This is a genomic window from Pseudomonas sp. BN102 (assembly GCF_029871245.1).
Classification (GTDB): Bacteria; Pseudomonadota; Gammaproteobacteria; order Pseudomonadales; family Pseudomonadaceae; genus Metapseudomonas.
This window is the reverse complement of sequence record NZ_SSON01000073.1, coordinates 143,606-164,457: the sequence shown is the minus strand read 5'-3', so window position 1 is coordinate 164,457 and position 20,852 is coordinate 143,606. Positions and strand designations below refer to the sequence as shown.

The window sequence follows — 20,852 nt, the reverse complement described above, 5'->3', positions numbered from 1 at the left end:
CGATCAGCGATTCACGCGGGCGGTGATGAAGGAAAGAACCTCTGAGACCGGTACAGCCTGGCTGTCGGCTTCGCGGCGGTTCTTGTATTCCAGGTTGCCATCGGACAGGCCACGCTCGCTTACGACGATGCGGTGCGGAATGCCGATCAGCTCCATGTCGGCGAATTTGACGCCGGGGCTGGTCTTCTTGTCACGGTCGTCCAGCAGCACCTCGACGCCCGCCGCACGCAGCTCGGCATAGAGCTTGTCGGTGGCTTCCTTGACGGCCGGGGTCTCGTACTTCAGCGGCACCAGGGCAACCTGGAAGGGAGCCAGGGCCTGGGGCCAGAGAATCCCGCGATCGTCGTAGTTCTGCTCGATGGCGGCAGCCACCACACGGGATACGCCGATACCGTAGCAACCCATGATCAGGGTCACCGGCTTGCCTTGCTCGCTGAGTACGTTCAGCTTCATGGCTTCGCTGTACTTGGTGCCCAGCTGGAAGATATGTCCGACTTCAATGCCACGTTTGATCACCAGGGTGCCCTTGCCGTCCGGGCTCGGGTCGCCGGCCACCACGTTACGGAGGTCCGCGACTTCCGGTAGCGGCAGGTCGCGCTCCCAGTTCACGCCGAAGTAGTGCTTGTCATCGATGTTGGCACCGATGGCGAAGTCGTTCATCAGGGCGACGGAGCGGTCCACCACGCAGGGCAGCGGCAGGTTCAGCGGGCCAAGGGAGCCGGCGCCGGCGCCGATTGCCTGGCGCAGTTCGGCCTCGCTGGCGAATACCAGCGGGCTGGCGACCTGGGCCAGGTTGGCGGCCTTGATTTCGTTCAGCTCGTGGTCGCCGCGGACGATCAGGGCGACCAGGGTGCCTTCTTCGGCGCCATGGACCACCAGGGTCTTGATGGTCTTCTCGATCGCCAGGCCGAACTTCTCCACCAGATCAGCGATGGTCTTGGTGTCAGGGGTGTCGACCAGTTGCAGCGCCTGGCTCGGAGCGTGACGCTCGGTCTCGCGGGGCAGGGCCTCGGCCTTTTCGATGTTGGCGGCGTAATCGGAACTGTCGCTGAAGGCGATGTCGTCTTCGCCCGACTCGGCCAGCACGTGGAATTCATGGGAACCGGTGCCGCCGATGGAGCCGGTATCGGCCAGTACCGGACGGAAATCCAGGCCCAGGCGGCTGAACACGTTGCAGTACGCCTGGTGCATGCGGTCGTAGGTTTCCTGCAGCGAATCCTGGCTCATATGGAAGGAGTAGGCGTCCTTCATGGTGAACTCGCGGCCGCGCATCAGGCCGAAGCGCGGACGGATCTCGTCGCGGAACTTGGTCTGGATCTGGTAGAAGTTGATCGGCAGCTGCTTGTAGCTGTTCAGCTCGTTGCGCGCGAGATCGGTGATGACTTCCTCGTGGGTCGGGCCGACGCAGAATTCGCGCTCATGGCGGTCGTGCAGGCGCAGCAGCTCGGGGCCGTACTGCTCCCAGCGGCCGGATTCCTGCCACAGCTCGGCCGGCTGCACGGCAGGCATCAGCACTTCCAGCGCACCAGCGGCGTTCATCTCTTCACGAACCACCGCCTCGACCTTGCGCAACACCCGCAGGCCCATCGGCAGCCAGGTGTAGAGACCGGAGGCAAGCTTGCGGATCATGCCGGCGCGCAGCAGTAGCTGGTGGCTGATCACCACGGCATCGGAGGGGGTTTCCTTGAGGGTAGACAGCAGGTACTGACTGGTACGCATGATTGGCCGTTTTGTCGGTTGCGATGGGTTTGAATGGCTCGGCATTGTACGGCCCTGATCAAGTGGCGTACAGGATTGCGGTCCGGTAGACGGAGGAGGGCGACGTGATGGGGCTGACGGCGGAACAGGTGGAGGCGCTGATACGTGGCGGCGTGCCGATGGCGGACGATATCGGCTTGCGAATCGAGCGGCTGGATGCGCAAGGAGCGCTAGCGCGAGTGCCATTCCAGTCCAAGTTGGTGCGTCCGGGCGGGACACTTTCCGGCCCCACGATAATGGCGTTGGCCGATGCGGCCATGTATGCGGTGGTACTGGGGCGGCTGGGCAAAGTTGAAATGGCGGTGACGTCCAACTTGAATATCAACTTCCTGTCCAGGCCCAAACCGGTCGATCTATATGCAGAGGCGCGGATACTTAAACTTGGTCGGCGTCAAGCCGTCTGTGAAGTGTCTCTCTATTCGCAGAACGAGGAAGATGATCTCGTTGCTCATGTGACCGGTACTTATGCCTTGCCCCTGGGTGATTAAAGTTTGAACAGGTGTTGATTGAATTTTGATCAACTCTTTGGTCAGGTTCTGACCAAAAAGAAACCCGGCCTAGGCCGGGTTTCTTTTATCACTTACGCGAACACGAAGGATATTACAGGATATCCAGCGGGTACTCGGTGATCACGCGGATTTCGTCGTTGGCAGTGCCGCCAGCGGAGCCGAAGAAGGCCATATCGCTGTTGGCGCGCCAGCTGGCGTGACGAATACGGATCGACAGGTCTTTGGCAGCACCTTCCTGAACCACGTACTTCGCTTCGATGTTACGTTCCCATTCCTTGCCGTCTTCGCCGATCGCGCCAGCGAAGGCGCCGTTCGGGTCGGCCTTGGTGCCGTCGACGTCGTCACCGGTGATGTAGCGAGCCATGAAGCTCAGCCCCGGTACGCCGTACTCTGCCATGTTCAGGTCGTAGCGAGCCTGGATGGACTTCTCGTTCGGGCCGTTGAAGTCGGAGTACTGGACGGAGTTGGCCAGGAAGATGGAGTCGCCGGAGTTCTGGCCGTCCATCGAGATGTAGTCGAAGGGCTCGTCGCCATTCACTTTCTGGTAGGCCAGGGTGAATTTGTGCGCGCCGATGGAGTAGGCGGCGGCGGCGGACCAGGCGGTGCTCTCGAGCTCGCCGGCCAGGGCCTTGCCTTCGTCCAGGGTGCGGTAGACGTTGAAGTCCAGGTTCAGGGCTTGGCTGTCGCTGAACGGGATGTTCCAGTTCAGGTTGCCGTAGTACTGGCGCCAAATGTCTTCCAGCTCGGAACCGTACAGGCTGGCGCTGACGTTGTCGCCGAAGGCGTAGGAGCCGCCCACGTAGTCGGCGGTGTCACTGGCGATGCCGGTGTAGGTGGTGGTGATTTCGCCGTGGCGGTTGGTGGAGGCGCTGCCGTCACGGATGGAGGTGAAGTGGCCGGCGTCGATGTTCAGGCCTTCGATCTCGCTGCTCAGCAGCTGGAAGCCTTCAGCCGAGCCCGGGAACAGGCGAGCGGTACCGGTGGCGAAGACCGGAGCGGTCGGGAACAGGTTGCCGTACTTCAGCTGGGTGTTGGAGATCTGCGCTTTGACAGCGCCGCCAGCGTAAGAGTAATCGTCCTGGGAACGGCCGTCGGAGCCGGTCGGCAGCAGGCCGGTACCGTTGGTGCCGTTGCCGCTGTCCAGTTTCAGGCCCAGCATGGCATGGGCGTCAACGCCGAAACCAACGGTGCCTTGGGTAAAGCCGGACTCGTACATGGCGCTGATGCCGTGAGCCCATTCTTTGCGGTAGTTCTGGCTGGTAGAGGGGTTGTTACGGAAGTCGCGGTAGAAGAAGAAGTTCTTGTTCAGCAGCGTCAGGTTGCTGTCTTCTACGAAGCCCTTGGACTCTTCCTGGGCGCTGGCGAATGCCAACTGCATGCTACCGGCGGTCACGGCCAGAGCCAGTGCGCTCCACTTCATCACTTGCATTGTGATTGCTCCTTTGGTTTTGAAGATTCTCGCCGCTTTCTTATTCAACTGAAGGCGGTTCTTTCTTTTTGTGTCGGCGCTAACTTATAGCACGGCGACAATTATGGCGATAGTTGAAACCTAGTCCTTACGATTTCTTCACAGTGCTGTCGCAAATCGAGAAGAACTGTGTCGCATATCTATAGGTTTTGCCTTGCATCCCTTCATCCCCTATGTATCCGGGGCACTTTGCGGGTGGGCTTCCATTGGATTTATTCCCGATCCCGCCTGTGACCTGGCAGGTGATAAGCAACAAACGTGCACAATCGCAGGGAGGCCAGGCGAAATTTGTCCCTGCCCATGTGGATCGGTCGTTCCAGACGTCAGAACCCATTGCCTGCATGGTCGATAGAGGAATCTGCTGCCCCGATATGAGGCGTTTTGCGTATTGAGTGGCTATTGACAGTCAGTGGTGGGGAAGCATGTAGCGGTCGCGGCTAGTGCGAATGCTGGGCAGTCGTAACCCGGGTGTTGCGAGCGGTAACGAAAAATGCTGCCTGCATGGTTTTGGTGCGCGCGGTAACGCTGTCGACGCTTTGCCTGGTCTTCCTTATATAAAGGAAGGGCGGCGAGTTTCGTTGTGATCGCTCCTTGGATATGCTGCGTGCCCTTCTCCGCCACTCGGCGCTGGGCCGGTGAGTGGGGGGAGGGTTAAGCTCAGTTATCCATAGTCGAACAGGAGAGGTCAGTATGTTCACCCTGGACCCGAGACTTCAGCAGGACACCCTGCCGATAGGTGATTTCCCCCTGTGCCGGCTGCTGTTGATGAACGATGCGCAGTATCCCTGGTTCATCCTGGTGCCGCGCCGTGAGGAAGTCAGTGAGCTATTCCAGCTCGGTGCCGAGGAGCAGCGTCAGCTGTGGCAGGAGACCAGCTTTCTGGCGGAGACACTCAAGGACGCCTTTGGCGCCGACAAGATGAATGTCGCCACCCTGGGTAATGTGGTCAGCCAGTTGCACATGCATGTGATCATCCGCCGTCGCGACGATGCGGCCTGGCCGGCTCCGGTCTGGGGGCGCCTTCCCGCGGTTCCTTATTCGACGGAACAGGTGGCCGCCATCCGTGACCGGCTGCGCCTGGTGCTGGCCGATGATTTCCGCTTCGTGGAGCAATGAATCATGAGTCTGGAGATGCGCATCGCCGACCTCGAGAGTCGCCTGGCCTTCCAGGACGACACCATTCAGACCCTCAACGATGTACTGGTGGGGCAGCAGCGGGTAGTGGAGCGCCTGCAGTTGCAGCTGGCGGCCCTGGCCAGGCGCCAGGAAGAGTTGCTCAGCCAGTTCGGTTCCAGTGAGGATGAGGCGCCGCCGCCCCATTACTGATCCGCATGAAAAAAGCCCGCCGATTGGCGGGCTTTTCAATTGGGCGTGTCAGCGTCTGCTGGGGAGCGCGGCGATCACGTCTTCGGCCTGCAGGCCCTTGTCACGCTGGATAACCGAGAACTCCACACGCTGGCCTTCGATCAATACCCGGTGGCCTTCGCCACGGATGGCGCGGAAGTGCACGAAGATGTCATCCCCCGAGTCGCGGGAGATGAAGCCGAAGCCCTTGGATGTGTTGAACCACTTCACGGTGCCGGTTTCGCGGTTGGACATGTCCTGGGGCAGGGGTGGTGCCTGGGTGACCTTGCGCAGGTTGATGGCCAGGTGCAGGGCGACGGCCAGGATCAGGGCAAAGAGGCTGATCAGGATGGCGGGGTGCTCGCCAATGACCGGCAATGGCGCGAGGAGGATCAGCGTCTGCAGGATCACCGCCAGGACCAGCAGCGCGGATACCAGGCTCTGCAACTGGTTGCGCAGGCCCTTGGTCCAGGCCGGAACGACTGGGGCCAGCAGCAGGTTGAGCAGGCCGCAGAAGGCCAGGTAGAGAGCATCGGGTTGTTGCAGGTAGGGCAGGGCGTCGGCGCGCAGGCTCGGAATGAATGACAATAGCAATGCGGCAGCGCCCGTCAGCAGATGGACGATTTTCAGTATGTTCAATGGATTCACCTTGGAAACGGAATCTCTAACGGAAGAGCCGGGCCGCGCGGGATGAAAAGGGCGCATGCTCCGGCCTATGCCGCACGACCGGGCAAGGGCGTGCGGCACGGGCTGTATTTAACAGCAAAGGGCGGGGCTTCTCAAATCAAGCGGTTAGCGCAGGTTCAGGGGCTGGCGGATGCACCTGGTTGCGGCCGTTGCGCTTGGCCTGGTAAAGCGCGTCGTCAGCGCGGGTGATCAGGCTTTCCAGGCTGTCGCCGGGTTCTGCCAGGGCCAGGCCGAAGCTGGCGGTGATGGTGTCGAGGACCTGGTCGGTACGCCGTACCTTGACCCGCAGCGCCTGCATCTTGCTGCGCAGTTGCTCGGCGAAGGCGCGTGCCGTGTCGAGGTTCTGGCAGTCGCGCAGCACCACGCAGAATTCCTCGCCGCCGTAGCGCGCCGCCATCGCGCGCGGGGGCAGCAGTTCCCGCAGCAACTGGCCCACGTGCTGGAGCACGCGATCTCCCAGTGGGTGGCCGAACTGGTCGTTGAACTGCTTGAAATGGTCGATATCCAGCATCACCAGGGCCAGGCCTTCCTGGCCATTCTTCAGGGATTGCTCGAGCAGGCGGGTGAAGGCCTGGCGGTTGAACACCTGGGTCAGGCCGTCGAGGGTAGCAGCCAGTTGGGCCCGTTCCAGCTGGCTGCGCAGTTGCTGGATTTCCGACTGTGCGGTGCGCAGGCGGTAAAGGAATTGTTCCTGCTGTTCCTGCATCAGCTGGGTGCTTTCCTGGAGATGGTTCAGCACACTGGGCAGGTCGTCGATGATGGGCTCGTGCAGGGCGGCAAGGCCCGCCGTCAGGCTGCTCTGGTAGGCCTGGCTGCCGGTGACACTGCGGCTGACATCGCCTTCGATGTCGTCCACCAGTTCGATGACTTGTTGCTGGCCCTGGCGCGCCTCTTCCAGTTCGCCGCGGATGATGTAGTCGCGAAACAGCTTGATGGCCGATTCCGGCGGGAAGACATCGAAGTCCTTGGTGATCTTGTCCAGGCGGCGGTTGAGATCGGGCTCCACTCCCTTGCTGTAGGTGTACCAGAGGGCGTAATGCACCGGGTTCGGCGGAATGGCATGGCGCACCATGTGGGGGACGGCCTGCTTCAGCAGGTCGGCGGCCTCACGGGTTTCTTCGGGGTAGAGCTCAAGCAGCGACGTTGGTTTCGGAGGCTGGCTCATGCATTTCACTGTGGCGAAATATCGAATTGCCAGAGCATAGAGCAGGCCGGCTGCGACGCCTAGCAAAAGGCCCGGTTTCCCGGGCCTTTTTGCTTGATGCCGGAGGTCAGGCGGCGAGCAGGCTGCGCAGCATCCAGGCGGTCTTTTCGTGGATCTGCATGCGCTGGGTGAGCAGGTCGGCGGTAGGTTCGTCGCTGACCTTGTCCAGCAGCGGGAAAATACCGCGTGCGGTGCGCACTACCGCTTCCTGGCCCTGGATCAGTTGCTTGATCATGTCCTCGGCTGTCGGCACGCCTTCCTCTTCCTTGATCGAGGACAGGCGGGCGTAGGCGGCGTAGGTGCCGGGCGCCGGGAAGCCCAGGGCGCGGATACGCTCGGCGATGGCGTCGACCGCCAGGGCCAGTTCGGTGTACTGCCCTTCGAACATCAGGTGCAGGGTGTTGAACATGGGGCCGGTGACGTTCCAGTGGAAGTTGTGGGTCTTCAGGTAGAGGGTGTAGGTGTCGGCCAGCAGGCGGGACAGACCCTCCGCGATGGCTGCGCGATCCTGTTCGGCGATTCCGATGTTGATTTCCATACCAGTTCTCCTCTCGGTAGCGTGGGGCCCGTATCGACCCCGTGATGGGCAGAGCCTATCACGGGGCAGGCCGGACCCTGCCTTGTCTTCTATCAATGAAAGCGATGGTTAGAAGTCATTGGCCCCTGTGCGGTTCAGCCCTTATTCAGCAGTTTGCCCAGCAGGCGGGGATAGCTGGCCGGCAGCAGGCGCTGCAGGTGGTCGAGGAAGCGCGCGTCAGCGCCGACCAGGATGCGCGGCCGGCCCGCCTGTATGCCGTCGATGATGATGCGCGCGGCCTGCTCGGCGGAGGTGCGCGCCAGCCTGTCGAAGCGAGCGGCCGCCTTGCTGGCGTCGCGTTTGCCGTCGACGCCCTGATAGAAGCGCGCCGATCGGGCGATATTGGTGCGGATGCCCCCGGGGTGGACGCAGCTCACCCTGATCGGCGTCCCGCTCAGCTCCTGGCGCAGCGCTTCGGTGAAGCCGCGCACCGCGAACTTGCTGGCGTTGTAGGCGCCCTGGGTGGGCACGCTGACGATGCCGAAAATGCTCGAGAGATTGACGATATGGCCTTCGCCCTGCTCAAGCAGGTGCGGCAGGAAGGCCTTGGTGCCATGCACCACGCCCCAGAAATTGATGCCCATCAGCCACTCGAAGTCGTCGTAGCGCAGCTCCGCGATGGTCTGGGACACCGCCACGCCGGCATTGTTGATCACCAGGTGGGCGCTGCCGTGGTGGGCCAGGACGGCGCCAGCGAAGGCGTGCACGGCATCGCGGTCGGCGACGTCGAGGGTATGGGTGGACAGCCGCAGGCCTTCCTGGCGCAGTGGCGCGGCGGTGGCTTCGAGGCTGGCGGCGTCGATGTCGGCGAGGGCCAGGTGGCAGCCGTGTGCCGAGAGCTGGCTGGCCAGGGCGCGGCCGATGCCGGAGCCTGCGCCAGTGATGACCGCGACCTTTCCTGCTAGCGGTTGCATGTCCACTCCTTGTGTGTCGCGTGTCCGTCCGTCGGGCGAGTGCAGGCGAGCTTAGTCACTGCGATCCAGCCCAGCAAGCGAACCGGCTCTCGCCTGCGGCTTCCGGGGCCTTCGGGCGGGCGGCTGCGCGGTGGCAATTTACGCTATATAATCCCGCTCTTTGCCGCGAGCCCCGGCCAGTCCGGCAGGGGGTTGCACCGCCGCCGGATGCTCCGCCGCCCCGTGGGTGGCCGGACGAATTCAAGACTCAAGAGAAGCGAAACACGACCATGATGCGCAGCCACTATTGCGGCCAACTGAACGAGAGCCTGGATGGCCAGGAAGTCACCCTCTGCGGTTGGGTACACCGTCGCCGTGACCACGGCGGGGTCATTTTCCTCGATATCCGTGACCGCGAAGGCCTGGCCCAGGTGGTGTTCGACCCGGATCGCGAAGAGACCTTCGCCCGCGCCGACCGCGTGCGCAGCGAATACGTGGTGAAGATCGTCGGCAAGGTGCGCAAGCGTCCTGCCGGTGCGGTCAACCCGAACATGGCCTCTGGTGGCATCGAGGTGCTGGGCTACGAGCTGGAAGTGCTGAACCAGGCCGAGACTCCGCCGTTCCCGCTGGACGAATATTCCGACGTAGGCGAGGAAACCCGCCTGCGCTATCGCTTCATCGACCTGCGCCGTCCGGAAATGGCGGCCAAGCTGAAACTGCGTTCCAGCATCACCAGCAGCATCCGTCGCTACCTGGACGAGAACGGCTTCCTCGACGTCGAGACCCCGATCCTGACCCGCGCCACCCCGGAAGGCGCTCGCGACTACCTGGTGCCGAGCCGTACCCACGCCGGCAGCTTCTTCGCCCTGCCGCAATCGCCCCAGCTGTTCAAGCAGCTGCTGATGGTGGCCGGCTTCGACCGCTACTACCAGATCGCCAAATGCTTCCGTGACGAAGACCTGCGTGCTGACCGCCAGCCGGAATTCACCCAGATCGACATCGAGACCAGCTTCCTCGATGAAAGCGACATCATGGGCATTACCGAGAACATGATTCGCAAGCTGTTCAAGGAAGTGCTGGACCTGGAATTCGACGAATTCCCCCACATGACCTTCGAAGAAGCCATGCGCCGCTACGGTTCCGACAAGCCGGACCTGCGCATCCCGCTGGAGCTGGTGGATGTCGCCGACCAGCTCAAGGAAGTGGAATTCAAGGTGTTCAGCGGCCCGGCCAACGATCCGAAGGGCCGCGTCGCCGCCCTGCGCGTACCGGGTGCCGCGAGCATGCCGCGCAGCCAGATCGACGACTACACCAAGTTCGTCGGCATCTACGGCGCCAAGGGCCTGGCCTACATCAAGGTCAACGAGCGCGCCAAGGGCGTCGAGGGCCTGCAGTCGCCCATCGTCAAGTTCATCCCCGAGGACAACCTGAACGTGATCCTCGATCGCGTGGGCGCCCAGGATGGCGACATCGTGTTCTTCGGCGCCGACCGCGCCAAGGTCGTCAGCGAGGCCCTGGGCGCGCTGCGTATCAAAGTCGGCCATGACCTCAAGCTGCTCACCAAGGAGTGGGCGCCGATGTGGGTCGTGGACTTCCCGATGTTCGAAGAGAACGACGACGGCAGCCTGACCTCACTGCACCACCCCTTCACTTCGCCCAAGTGCACTCCGGAAGAGCTGGAGGCCAACCCGGCCGCGACGCTGTCCCGCGCCTACGACATGGTGCTGAACGGAACCGAGCTGGGCGGTGGTTCCATCCGTATCCACGACAAGGGCATGCAGCAGGCGGTGTTCCGCGTGCTCGGCATCAGCGAAGAAGAGCAGGAAGAGAAGTTTGGCTTCCTCCTCGATGCCCTGAAGTTCGGTGCTCCGCCCCATGGCGGCCTGGCCTTCGGCCTGGACCGTCTGGTAATGCTGATGACCGGCGCCTCGTCGATCCGTGAAGTGATCGCCTTCCCGAAAACCCAGAGCGCGGCTTGCGTCATGACCCAGGCGCCGGGCGCCGTGGATGCCAAGGCCCTGCGCGAGCTGCACATCCGTCTGCGCGAGCAGCCGAAAGCCGAGTAAGTCGAACCAACCCGCGGCGGCGCCAGGCGGCGCCGCCCGTTCAGAAAATACGGAGTGAGTTATGGCTGGTCATTCCAAATGGGCCAACATCAAGCACCGCAAAGAACGCCAGGATGCCAAGCGCGGCAAGATCTTCACCAAGCTCATCCGTGAGCTGACTGTGGCCGCCAAGCACGGCGGCGGCAACCCCGCGGACAACCCACGTCTGCGCCTCGCCGTGGACAAGGCGCTGACCGCGAACATGACCCGCGACACCATCGACCGCGCCATCGCCCGCGGTGCCGGCTCCAGCGATGCCGACAACATGGTGGAGCTGAGCTACGAAGGCTATGCGCCGAGCGGCGTGGCCATCATCGTCGAAGCCATGACCGACAACCGCAACCGCACCGCGGCCGAAGTGCGCCATGCTTTCAGTAAGTGCGGTGGCAACCTGGGTACCGACGGTTCGGTTTCCTACATGTTCGACCGCAAGGGCCAGATCAGCTACGCCCCTGGCGTGAACGAAGAAGCCCTGATGGAAGCTGCGTTGGAAGCCGGCGCCGACGACGTGGTGGCGGAAGAAGACGGCTCGGTGGAGGTCTACACCACCTTCGCCGATTTCCTCTCGGTAAACGAGGCCCTGACCGCTGCCGGTTTCAAGGGTGATGAGGCCGAAGTGGCGATGATCCCGTCCATCTCTGCGCCCATCGCCGATCTGGAAACTGCGCAGAAAGTGCTGAAGCTGATCGACATGCTGGAAGACCTGGACGACGTCCAGAACGTCTACCACAACGCCGAGATCCCCGACGAGATCATGGAGCAGCTCGGCTGAGCGCTGGCGTGATTGCGAAGCCGGAAGTCGCCAAGTGCGCTTCCGGCTTTTTTGTTGGCGGGCAGGTCCGTATACTCGCGGCTGGATAAATAGACAGTATGCCGACCCCGGTCGGCTCCTGGAGCGCACGGCGGCATGACCCTGATTCTTGGTATCGACCCCGGCTCCCGCATCACCGGCTACGGCGTGGTGCGTGACACCGGGCGTGGCTGCGAGTACATCGCTTCCGGCTGCATCCGCACCGGCGCCGGCGTGCTGCACGAACGCCTGCAGATCGTGTTTCGAGGTGTGAGCGAGGTGATTCGCACCTACGGGCCGGTGACCATGGGTATCGAACAGGTGTTCATGGCGCGCAACGCCGACTCCGCGCTCAAGTTGGGCCAGGCCCGTGGCGCGGCCATAGTCGCCGCGGCCGAAGCGGGGCTGGAAATCGCCGAATACACCGCCAGCCAGGTCAAGCAGGCCATCGCCGGTACCGGCGGCGCCGACAAGCAGCAGGTGCAGATGATGGTCATGCACCTGCTCAAGTTGGTGCAGAAACCCCAGGTCGACGCCTCCGACGCCCTGGCCATCGCCCTGTGCCATGCCCACCATCGGCAGAGCCTGATCCCCCACGGTTTGGCGACCGCCAAGCGCCGTGGCGGCCGGCTCCGTTTGTAACCTATTCAAAGGACGTTATTCGTGATTGGACGCCTACGCGGCAACCTGGCGGAGAAACAACCGCCGCACCTGATACTCGACGTCAACGGCGTGGGCTACGAGATGGAAGTACCCATGACCACCCTCTATCGCCTGCCGTCGGTGGGTGAGCCGGTGACCTTGCACACCCATCTGGTGGTGCGCGAAGACGCCCACCTGCTCTATGGCTTCTTCGAAAAACGCGATCGCGAGCTGTTCCGCGAGCTGATCCGCCTCAACGGCGTGGGACCGAAACTGGCCCTGGCGCTGATGTCTGGCCTGGAGGTGGACGAACTGGTGCGTTGCGTACAGGCCCAGGACACCTCGACCCTGGTGAAGATTCCTGGTGTCGGCAAGAAGACCGCCGAGCGCCTGCTAGTGGAGCTCAAGGACCGCTTCAAGGCCTGGGAAAGCATGCCGGCCATCTCCACCCTGGTGGTCGAACCCCGGGTGGGTATGGCAGTCTCCAGTGCGGAGCATGACGCCCTGAGCGCACTGATCGCCCTCGGCTTCAAACCCCAGGAGGCCAGCCGCGCGGTGTCCGCCATCAAGGAAGATGGGCTGTCCAGCGAAGAAATGATCCGCCGCGCCCTGAAAGGAATGGTGTAACTCCGCATGATCGAAGCCGACCGCCTGATCACCGCCAGCAGCCGCGACCGCGACGAGCAGCTGGACCGTGCCATCCGCCCGCTGCGGCTCACCGACTACATCGGCCAGCCCGTTGTGCGCGAACAGATGGAACTGTTCATCCAGGCTGCCAAGGGACGGAGCGAGGCCCTCGACCATACGCTGATCTTCGGCCCGCCGGGCTTGGGCAAGACTACCCTGGCGAATATCATCGCCAGCGAGATGGGCGTGTCCATCAAGAGCACCTCCGGCCCCGTGCTGGAGCGCCCGGGCGACCTGGCGGCGCTGCTCACCAACCTGGAAGCCGGCGACGTGCTTTTCGTCGACGAAATCCACCGCCTCTCGCCGATAGTCGAGGAAGTGCTCTATCCGGCGATGGAAGATTTCCAGCTCGACATCATGATCGGTGAAGGCCCGGCCGCGCGTTCCATCAAGCTGGATCTGCCGCCCTTCACCCTGGTTGGCGCCACCACGCGCGCCGGCATGCTCACCAACCCCCTGCGCGACCGCTTCGGCATAGTCCAGCGCCTGGAGTTCTACAGTACCCAGGACCTGACCACCATCGTCAGCCGTTCCGCCGGCATTCTCGGCCTGCACATCGAGCCCGAAGGCGCGTTCGAGATCGCCCGCCGTGCCCGTGGCACGCCGCGTATCGCCAACCGCCTGCTGCGGCGGGTGCGCGACTTCGCCGAAGTGCGGGGGCAGGGCCAGATCACCCGCCCCATCGCCGACCAGGCGCTGAACCTGCTGGATGTCGACGAACGTGGCTTCGACCACCAGGACCGGCGTCTACTGCTGACCATGATCGACAAGTTCGATGGCGGTCCGGTTGGCATCGACAACCTGGCAGCGGCCATCAGCGAAGAGCGCCACACCATCGAGGACGTGCTCGAGCCCTACCTGATCCAGCAGGGCTATATCATGCGCACGCCACGGGGGAGGGTAGTGACCCGGCATGCCTACCTGCATTTCGGGATCAATTTGCCCAAACGCATGGCTGACAGTCCGACCGCTGATCTGTTCGGCGCGGGTGACGAATAGCCGGATCCGTGGTCGAAGCGCTCGGCAGGGATGAACCGACGAAAAAACAGTTGTCTGGCCGGATTGGCAACCTTAGGAGTAAGCACTAGAGTATGCGCGCGCAAAATGGGGCCCAGCCTTTCCAGCATCGTTGTCGTGTTTATTACGAAGACACCGATGCCGGTGGCATCGTCTACTACGTCAATTACCTCAAGTTCATGGAGCGGGCTCGAACCGAGCGCCTGCGCAGTCTGGGCTTTGCCCAGTCGGAGCTGGCCGGGGAGAACCTGCTGTTCGTCGTTCATTCGGCCGAAGCGCGTTATGTCGCGCCGGCCAGGCTGGACGACGTGCTGAACGTCAGTGCCGAGGTAATGGAGTTGAACCGTGCCAGCCTGCGGTTTCGTCAACAGGTGCGAAGAGCCGCCGATGACGCATTGCTATGCGAAGGGCAGTTCCTGGTGGCCTGTGTGCGTGCGGACAGTTTGAAACCCCGGGCGATCCCCGAAGCGCTGCGTTCAGCCTTCGCCGCCGACCCGGGTCTATTCCCTGCAGGAGATTAAGCGTGGAAGCCAACGTCGTCGACCATACCTCCATGTGGAGCCTGATCAGCAACGCCAGTATCGTGGTGCAGCTGGTCATGCTGACCCTGGTGGCCGCCTCGGTCACCTCCTGGATCATGATTTTCCAGCGCAGCAATATGCTGCGCGCCGCCAAGAAGTCCCTGGAAACCTTCGAAGAGCGTTTCTGGTCGGGCATCGACCTGTCCAAGCTGTATCGCCAGGCCGGCAGCAACCCGGACCCGGACTGCGGCGTCGAGCAGATCTTCCGTGCCGGCTTCAAGGAATTCTCCCGTCTGCGCCAGCAGGCCGGCGTCGACCCGGACGCGGTGATGGAAGGTGTGGCCCGTGCCATGCGCGTTGCCATTTCCCGTGAAGAAGAAAAGCTCGAGCAGAGCCTGCCCTTCCTCGCCACCGTCGGTTCCACCAGTCCCTACATCGGCCTGTTCGGTACCGTATGGGGCATCATGAACTCCTTCCGTGGCCTGGCCCAGGTCCAGCAGGCGACCCTGGCCACCGTCGCCCCCGGCATCGCCGAAGCGCTGATTGCCACCGCGATCGGCCTGTTCGCCGCGATCCCGGCCGTTATCGCCTACAACCGCTTCGCCGCGCGTGGCGAGACCCTGATCGGCCGCTACTACACCTTCGCCGACGAGTTCCAGGCCATCCTGCACCGCAAGGTGCACACCAGCGACGAGTAAGCCGTCGGGACCCCAAGAGGAAAGGTTTCAAGTCATGGCCAGAATCCGCCACAAACGCAAACCGGTCGCCGAGATGAACGTCGTGCCTTACATCGACGTCATGCTCGTGCTGCTGGTGATCTTCATGGTCACCGCGCCCATGCTCAACCAGGGCGTCAAGGTCGACCTGCCGAAGGTCTCCAGCGAGGCCCTGCCGCAGGACAACAACGCCCGTGTCCTGACCATCTCGATCAAGTCCGACAAGTCCTATTTCTGGAACATGGGCGAGGAGGTCGATACCGACCAGGGCAAGAACAGCGAGACCTCGGTCTCCCTGGACCAGCTGGTTACCGCTGCGTCTGGCATCATGGCCGAGAACAGCCGCCAGGGTAAGACCGTGCAAGTCTTCGTCCGCGGCGACAAGTCGGTCGACTACGGTGCCGTGATGGCGGTGATGGGCGGCCTGCAGAAGGCCGGCGTGGCCAACGTCGGGCTGATCACCGAGGCGCCCTGATGCAGCAACAGAGCGAACGCTCCTCCTCGGAAAGCTACTTCTGGCCGACCGTCTGGGCCGTGGCCCTGCACGTCTTGATGTTCGGCATGCTGTTCGTCAGCTTCGCCTTCACCCCGGAACTCCCGCCTTCCCGGCCGATCGTGCAGGCCACCCTCTACCAGCTGAAATCCCAGAGCCAGGCCACCACCCAGACCAACCAGAAGATCGCCGGCGAGAAGAAGAAGACTACTGCGCCACAGTTCGAGACCGAACAGCTGGAGCAGAAGAAGGCTGACGAGCAGAAGGTGGCGGCGGCCAAGGCGGCGGAACAAAAGAAAGCCGAGGAAGCTCGAAAGGCCGAAGAGGTAGCTGAGAAGGCTGAGAAGGCCGAGGCGGCCAAGCAGGCGGCGGAAGTCAAGAAGGCTGCCGAGGCGAAGAAGGCCGAAGAGAAGAAACTGGCCGACATCGCCAAGAAGAAAACGGAAGAGGAAGCCAAGAAACAGGCGGCCGAAGACGCCAAGAAGAAAGCCGCTGAACAGGCCAAGAAAAAGGCCGCGGAAGACGCCAAGAAGAAGGCGGCAGCCGAAGCAGCCAAGAAAAAGGCTGCGGAAGATGCCAAGAAGAAGGCCACTGCTGATGCCGCGAAGAAGAAAGCGGCGGAGGAGGCCAAGCGCAAGGCCGCCGAGGACAAGAAGGCTGCGGCCCTGGCCGAGCTGCTGTCCGAGGATGTCGGTCGCCAGCAGGCGCTTGCCGACGAGGTGGGCGACCAGGTCGCCGGCAGCCTCGATGACCTGATCATCAAGCTGGTCAGCGAGCAGTGGCGCCGCCCGCCATCGGCGCGTAACGGCATGAGCGTAGAAGTACTGATCGAGATGCTGCCCGATGGCACCATCACCAACGCCAGTGTCACCCGCTCCAGCGGCGATTCGCCCTTCGACAGTTCCGCCGTGAGCGCGGTCCGCAGCGTTGGGCGCATCCCCGAGATGCAACAATTGGATCGCGCTACCTTTGACCAGATGTACAGGCAGCGCCGCATCATCTTCAAACCGGAGGATTTAGGTCTGTGAATACCCTGATTCGTATCGTCCTGCTCGGAGTGGCCATGCTGGTCGGCTCCGTCCAGGCCGCCGACCCGCTGGTGATCACCAGCGGTACCGACCGGGCGACCCCGATCGCCGTGGTGCCCTTTGGCTGGCAGGGCGGCACCGTGCTGCCCACCGAGATGTCTGAAGTCGTCGGCGGCGACCTGCGCAACTCCGGCTACTTCGAGCCGATTCCGCGGCAGAACATGATCAGCCTGCCGACCCAGGCCAGCGAAGTCATCTATCGCGACTGGAAGGCCCTGGGCGCCCAGTACGTGCTGGTGGGCAATATCGTCCCGGCCGGCGGCCGCCTGCAGGTGCAGTTCGCCCTGTTCAACGTCACCACCGAGCAGCAGGTCATGGCCGGCAACGTCAGCGGCTCCACCGACCAGCTGCGTGACATGGCGCACTACATCGCCGACCAGTCCTTCGAGAAGCTTACCGGCGTCAAGGGCGCCTTCTCGACCCGCATGCTCTACGTCACCGCAGAGCGCTTCTCGGTGAACAACACCCGCTACACCCTGCAGCGCTCTGACTACGACGGCCAGCGCGCCGTGACCCTGCTGCAGTCCCGCGAGCCCATCCTGTCGCCGCGTTATGCGCCAGACGGCCGCCGCATCGCCTATGTGTCCTTCGAGCAGAAGCGTCCGCGCATCTTCATCCAGCACATCGACACCGGCCGCCGTGAGCAGATCACCAACTTCGAAGGCCTGAACGGCGCGCCGGCCTGGTCGCCGGAAGGCAATCGCCTGGCCTTCGTGCTGTCCCGCGACGGCAACCCGGAGATCTACGTGATGGACCTGGGCAGCCGCCAGCTGCGCCGCGTGACCAATAACATGGCGATCGATACCGAACCCTTCTGGGGCGCGGACGGCCAGACCATCTATTTCACCTCGGATCGTGCCGGCAAGCCGCAGATCTACAAGACCAGTATCGGTGGTGGCGAACCGCAGCGGGTTACCTTCGCCGGCAACTACAACGCCAACCCGAAACTCTCGGCTGACGAGAAGATGCTGGTGATGATCCATCGCCAGGATGGCTTCACCAACTTCAAGGTGGCGGCCCAGGATCTGACCCGCGCAGGATCGGCTCCGCGCATCCTTTCCGGTACTTCGTTGGACGACTCGCCCACTGTTGCGCCTAATGGCACCATGCTAATCTACGCAACTCGCCAGCAGGGGGGCGGCGTACTGATGCTCGTGTCTACAAACGGGCGCGTACGGGTCCCGATTCCCACAGTTCAGGGCGACATTCGCGAACCTTCCTGGTCGCCGTACCTGAATTGAAGCGGTCATAAAAAATACCTTTGCTAAACACACCTGGGGTTCATTAGGAGTTACATGATGGAAATGCTGAAATTCGGCAAGTTTGCCGCTCTTGCTCTGGCCATGGCCGTGGCGGTTGGTTGCTCGTCCAAAGGCGGCGAAGGCACTGGTGAAGGCGCTGTAGACCCGAATGCCGGCTACAACGCCGGTGGCAGCGGTGTGGACGGCAGCATGAGCGAAGAAGCCGCTCTGCGCGCTATCACCACCTTCTACTTCGAGTACGACAGCTCCGACCTGAAGCCGGAAGCCATGCGCGCTCTGGACGTACACGCCAAGGACCTGAAAGCCAACGGCGCCCGCGTCGTTCTGGAAGGCCACACCGACGAGCGCGGCACCCGCGAGTACAACATGGCTCTGGGCGAGCGTCGTGCCAAGGCCGTTCAGCGTTACCTGGTTCTGCAGGGCGTTTCCCCGGCTCAGCTGGAACTGGTTTCCTACGGCGAAGAGCGTCCGGTTGCCACTGGCAACGACGAGCAGTCCTGGGCGCAAAACCGCCGCGTAGAACTGCGCAAGTAATTTGCCATGCGTAAGTGCCGTCGTGCTTTGACCCTCTTGGCCCTCTCCAGCCTGTCGTTCGCGGCGCTGGCAGAGGTTCCCGTGGTGGATAACAGCGCCGGATATGGCGGCAGTTTCCCGCCGGCCGGTTACGGCACGACTGGCGCCTACGTCGCGACGGGGGCTGCTCCATCGGCCCCCGTTTCGGCGCAGGGCGAGCTGTTCATGCAGCTTCAGCAGATGCAGGAAGAGATCACTCGCCTGCGTGGCATGGTCGAGGAGCAGCAGTACGAGATCCAGCGTCTGAAACAGGAAAGCCTGGAGCGTTACCAGGACCTCGATCGCCGTCTTTCCGGTGGTGCCGCCGCAGGCGCACCGGCTACCCAGAATTCCCCTGCCGCTGGCGCACCTGCCGCCAACGGTGCCCAGGGCGCTCCCGCGCAGCAACCCGCTGCGAGCAGCGAGCCGGGCGACCCCGCGAAGGAAAAGCTCTACTACGATGCCGCCTTCGACCTGATCAAGGCCAAGGACTTCGACAAGGCCAGTCAGGCCTTCAACGCCTTCCTGCGCAAGTACCCCAACAGCCAGTACGCCGGCAATGCGCAGTACTGGCTGGGTGAGGTGAACCTGGCCAAGGGTGACCTGCAAGGCGCCAGCCAGGCTTTCGCCCGCGTCGGCCAGGCCTACCCGCAGCATCCCAAGGTGCCCGACTCCCTGTACAAGCTGGCGGATGTCGAGCAGCGCATGGGCAACACCGACAAGGCCAGGACCATCCTCCAGCAGGTCATCGCCCAGTTCCCGGGCAGCTCAGCGGCCCAGCTGGCGCAACGCGACCTGCAGCGTCTGCCCTGATTCCTGAACCCAGGATCAAGAAAACCCGCGCCAGTCGCGGGTTTTTTCGTTAGAATCGCCGCCCCGAACCTTCTTTCCCGCAACGGAGGCGGATGGCCTGTTTCGCCGTCACGCCCGTGGCTGATATGCATCAAACCCTGCGAATCACCGAGATTTTCTACTCGTTGCAGGGGGAAACACGTACCGCCGGCCTGCCGACGGTCTTCGTGCGCCTCACCGGCTGCCCCCTGCGCTGTCAGTACTGCGACACCGCCTACGCTTTCAGCGGTGGCGAGGTCATGTCGCTCGACGCCATCCTCGAACGCGTTGCCGGCTACAAGCCGCGCTACATCTGCGTCACCGGCGGTGAGCCGCTGGCCCAGCCTAATTGCATCCCGCTGCTGCAGCGCCTGTGCGATGCCGGCTACGAGGTTTCCATCGAAACCAGCGGTGCGCTGGATGTTTCCGCGGTCGATCCGCGGGTGAGCAAGGTCGTCGACCTGAAGACACCGGGCTCCGCCGAGGTCGGCCGCAACCGCTACGAGAACATCGCCCACCTGACGACCAACGATCAGGTGAAGTTCGTCATTTGCTCCCGCGAGGACTATGACTGGGCGGTGTCCAAGCTGATCGAGTACCGGCTCGAGCGGCGGGCTGGCGAGGTGCTGTTCTCCCCCAGCCACAAGCAGGTGAGCGCCCGCGAGCTGGCGGACTGGATAGTCGCCGACAACCTGCCCGTGCGCTTGCAGTTGCAGCTGCACAAGATTCTCTGGAACGACGAGCCGGGTCACTGATCCGGCCTGATTGCGCACCTTGCCTGACTGCACGCCGGAACGTGGGGCAGGCTGATATCGAGGGATATCCCATGAGCGAGAAGAAAGCGGTCATCCTGTTGTCCGGTGGCCTGGATTCGGCCACCGTGGTCGCACTGGCCCGCGCGGGGGGCTACGCCTGCTACAGCATGAGTTTCGATTACGGCCAGCGCCATCGTGCCGAGCTGAACGCGGCTGAGCGCGTCGCCCGCCAGCTGGGCGTGGTGGAGCACAAGGTGATTGGGCTCAATCTCAACGGCATTGGCGGCTCCGCCCTGACCGACCCCTCCATCGACGTGCCCGAGAACCCTACCGAGGGCATCCCGGTCACCTATGTGCCGGCGCGCAACACCGTGTTCCTGTCCCTCGCCCTCGGCTGGGCCGAGGTACTTGGCGCGCGGGATATCTTCATTGGCGTCAACGCGGTGGACTACTCCGGCTACCCGGACTGCCGCCCCGAGTTCGTCGAGGCGTTCGAGCGCATGGCCAACCTGGCCACCAAGGCTGGCGTGGAAGGGCAGGGCTTCCGTATCCGGGCGCCGCTGCAGAACTTGAGCAAGGCCGAGATAGTTCAGGCCGGCATACGCCATGGCGTCGATTACGGGCTGACGGTGTCCTGCTACCAGGCCGACGACGATGGCCGCGCCTGTGGCAAATGCGACAGCTGCCGCCTGCGTGCTGCGGGCTTCGTTGCGGCTGGTGTGAAGGATCCCACGCGTTATCAGTAATTTTTTTTCGAAGGGGTGTTGAATTCCTGAATAAAATCAGTATCATGCGCCTCGCGTTGGGTCGTTAGCTCAGTCGGTAGAGCAGTTGGCTTTTAACCAATTGGTCGTAGGTTCGAATCCTACACGACCCACCACCTTTCAAAGCCCGCCTTTCCAGGCGGGCTTTTTCATTTCCGCACCATTCTTCTTCTCCCTCAAACTAGCGAA

General features: G+C 62.9%; 23 protein-coding genes, 1 tRNA gene and 1 pseudogene. 18 read left to right on the top strand and 7 right to left on the bottom strand.

Annotated elements, in window-relative coordinates:
* Positions 1-3 precede the first annotated feature (3 nt).
* Complete coding sequence (locus E8F12_RS20115) at positions 4-1,719, bottom strand: proline--tRNA ligase (RefSeq protein WP_280326950.1); 1,716 nt, start codon at positions 1,717-1,719, stop codon at positions 4-6.
* Positions 1,720-1,832: 113 nt separating this feature from the next.
* On the opposite strand from E8F12_RS20115, the gene E8F12_RS20110 reads away from it, so the two are divergent.
* Positions 1,833-2,246 carry a PaaI family thioesterase gene (locus E8F12_RS20110; protein WP_280327108.1) on the top strand — a complete coding sequence of 138 codons (414 nt, stop codon included), beginning with the start codon at positions 1,833-1,835 and terminating at the stop codon, positions 2,244-2,246.
* Positions 2,247-2,358: 112 nt separating this feature from the next.
* On the opposite strand, the gene E8F12_RS20105 is transcribed toward E8F12_RS20110, so the two are convergent.
* The gene (locus E8F12_RS20105) at positions 2,359-3,696 is read right to left on the bottom strand and encodes an OprD family porin (protein ID WP_280326949.1); all 1,338 of its coding nucleotides are present in this window, start codon (positions 3,694-3,696) and stop codon (positions 2,359-2,361) included.
* 729 nt (positions 3,697-4,425) lie between these two features.
* Between E8F12_RS20105 and E8F12_RS20100 the strand changes: the two genes are divergently transcribed.
* Both E8F12_RS20100 and E8F12_RS20095 read left to right on the top strand, forming a co-directional pair.
* Positions 4,426-4,851, top strand: coding sequence for an HIT domain-containing protein (locus E8F12_RS20100; protein ID WP_280326948.1), 426 nt, complete (start codon positions 4,426-4,428; stop codon positions 4,849-4,851).
* A 3-nt stretch (positions 4,852-4,854) separates the two neighbouring features.
* Positions 4,855-5,061 (top strand): SlyX family protein, encoded by a 207-nt coding sequence (locus tag E8F12_RS20095; protein ID WP_280326947.1) that lies wholly within the window; start codon positions 4,855-4,857, stop codon positions 5,059-5,061.
* A gap of 48 nt (positions 5,062-5,109) precedes the next feature.
* Here the strand turns inward: E8F12_RS20095 and E8F12_RS20090 are convergent, their stop codons facing one another.
* The 5 genes and pseudogenes from E8F12_RS20090 to E8F12_RS20070 all read right to left on the bottom strand — a co-directional run bounded on the left by E8F12_RS20090 (position 5,110) and on the right by E8F12_RS20070 (position 8,461).
* Positions 5,110-5,334 (bottom strand): cold-shock protein, encoded by a 225-nt coding sequence (locus E8F12_RS20090; protein ID WP_162945915.1) that lies wholly within the window; start codon positions 5,332-5,334, stop codon positions 5,110-5,112.
* A gap of 54 nt (positions 5,335-5,388) precedes the next feature.
* Positions 5,389-5,784 (bottom strand): annotated as a pseudogene (locus tag E8F12_RS20085) (cold shock domain-containing protein membrane protein); the annotation flags it as partial.
* Between the two features lie 79 nt (positions 5,785-5,863).
* Positions 5,864-6,931 (bottom strand): GGDEF domain-containing protein, encoded by a 1,068-nt coding sequence (locus E8F12_RS20080; protein ID WP_280326946.1) that lies wholly within the window; start codon positions 6,929-6,931, stop codon positions 5,864-5,866.
* 106 nt (positions 6,932-7,037) lie between these two features.
* Positions 7,038-7,508 carry a Dps family protein gene (locus E8F12_RS20075; RefSeq protein ID WP_280326945.1) on the bottom strand — a complete coding sequence of 157 codons (471 nt, stop codon included), beginning with the start codon at positions 7,506-7,508 and terminating at the stop codon, positions 7,038-7,040.
* A gap of 134 nt (positions 7,509-7,642) precedes the next feature.
* Positions 7,643-8,461: an SDR family oxidoreductase gene (locus E8F12_RS20070; protein ID WP_280326944.1), complete on the bottom strand. Its 819-nt coding sequence runs from the start codon at positions 8,459-8,461 to the stop codon at positions 7,643-7,645.
* Between the two features lie 269 nt (positions 8,462-8,730).
* Between E8F12_RS20070 and aspS the strand changes: the two genes are divergently transcribed.
* The 15 genes from aspS to E8F12_RS19995 all read left to right on the top strand — a co-directional run bounded on the left by aspS (position 8,731) and on the right by E8F12_RS19995 (position 20,779).
* Positions 8,731-10,506 carry an aspartate--tRNA ligase gene (aspS, locus tag E8F12_RS20065; protein ID WP_280326943.1) on the top strand — a complete coding sequence of 592 codons (1,776 nt, stop codon included), beginning with the start codon at positions 8,731-8,733 and terminating at the stop codon, positions 10,504-10,506.
* Between the two features lie 61 nt (positions 10,507-10,567).
* A complete protein-coding gene (locus E8F12_RS20060) occupies positions 10,568-11,317 on the top strand; it encodes a YebC/PmpR family DNA-binding transcriptional regulator (protein ID WP_280326942.1) in 750 nt (249 codons plus the stop codon).
* A 135-nt stretch (positions 11,318-11,452) separates the two neighbouring features.
* Positions 11,453-11,977: a crossover junction endodeoxyribonuclease RuvC gene (ruvC, locus tag E8F12_RS20055; RefSeq protein WP_280326941.1), complete on the top strand. Its 525-nt coding sequence runs from the start codon at positions 11,453-11,455 to the stop codon at positions 11,975-11,977.
* A 21-nt stretch (positions 11,978-11,998) separates the two neighbouring features.
* Entirely contained in the window at positions 11,999-12,604 is a 606-nt protein-coding gene (gene ruvA / locus E8F12_RS20050) for a Holliday junction branch migration protein RuvA (protein WP_280326940.1), read from the top strand.
* Positions 12,605-12,610: 6 nt separating this feature from the next.
* Positions 12,611-13,663, top strand: coding sequence for a Holliday junction branch migration DNA helicase RuvB (gene ruvB / locus E8F12_RS20045; RefSeq protein WP_280326939.1), 1,053 nt, complete (start codon positions 12,611-12,613; stop codon positions 13,661-13,663).
* Between the two features lie 92 nt (positions 13,664-13,755).
* Complete coding sequence (ybgC, locus tag E8F12_RS20040; RefSeq protein ID WP_280287905.1) at positions 13,756-14,202, top strand: tol-pal system-associated acyl-CoA thioesterase; 447 nt, start codon at positions 13,756-13,758, stop codon at positions 14,200-14,202.
* Between the two features lie 2 nt (positions 14,203-14,204).
* Positions 14,205-14,900 carry a protein TolQ gene (gene tolQ / locus E8F12_RS20035; RefSeq protein ID WP_280326938.1) on the top strand — a complete coding sequence of 232 codons (696 nt, stop codon included), beginning with the start codon at positions 14,205-14,207 and terminating at the stop codon, positions 14,898-14,900.
* Positions 14,901-14,934: 34 nt separating this feature from the next.
* The gene (tolR, locus tag E8F12_RS20030; RefSeq protein WP_280287903.1) at positions 14,935-15,393 is read left to right on the top strand and encodes a protein TolR; all 459 of its coding nucleotides are present in this window, start codon (positions 14,935-14,937) and stop codon (positions 15,391-15,393) included.
* A complete protein-coding gene (gene tolA / locus E8F12_RS20025; RefSeq protein WP_280326937.1) occupies positions 15,393-16,439 on the top strand; it encodes a cell envelope integrity protein TolA in 1,047 nt (348 codons plus the stop codon). The genes tolR and tolA overlap by 1 nt, the downstream gene beginning before the upstream one ends.
* On the top strand, positions 16,436-17,740 hold the full coding sequence (gene tolB / locus E8F12_RS20020; RefSeq protein WP_280326936.1) for a Tol-Pal system beta propeller repeat protein TolB: 1,305 nt from the start codon (positions 16,436-16,438) through the stop codon (positions 17,738-17,740). Before tolA ends, tolB begins: the two co-directional genes overlap by 4 nt.
* Positions 17,741-17,797: 57 nt before the next feature.
* A complete protein-coding gene (pal, locus tag E8F12_RS20015) occupies positions 17,798-18,295 on the top strand; it encodes a peptidoglycan-associated lipoprotein Pal (protein ID WP_280326935.1) in 498 nt (165 codons plus the stop codon).
* 6 nt (positions 18,296-18,301) lie between these two features.
* Positions 18,302-19,126: a tol-pal system protein YbgF gene (ybgF, locus tag E8F12_RS20010; protein ID WP_280326934.1), complete on the top strand. Its 825-nt coding sequence runs from the start codon at positions 18,302-18,304 to the stop codon at positions 19,124-19,126.
* Positions 19,127-19,251: 125 nt separating this feature from the next.
* Positions 19,252-19,899 carry a 7-carboxy-7-deazaguanine synthase QueE gene (gene queE, locus E8F12_RS20005; RefSeq protein ID WP_280326932.1) on the top strand — a complete coding sequence of 216 codons (648 nt, stop codon included), beginning with the start codon at positions 19,252-19,254 and terminating at the stop codon, positions 19,897-19,899.
* A 71-nt stretch (positions 19,900-19,970) separates the two neighbouring features.
* Positions 19,971-20,645 carry a 7-cyano-7-deazaguanine synthase QueC gene (queC, locus tag E8F12_RS20000; protein ID WP_280326931.1) on the top strand — a complete coding sequence of 225 codons (675 nt, stop codon included), beginning with the start codon at positions 19,971-19,973 and terminating at the stop codon, positions 20,643-20,645.
* 58 nt (positions 20,646-20,703) lie between these two features.
* A tRNA-Lys gene (locus E8F12_RS19995) sits at positions 20,704-20,779 on the top strand.
* The last annotated feature ends 73 nt before the right edge of the window (positions 20,780-20,852 follow it).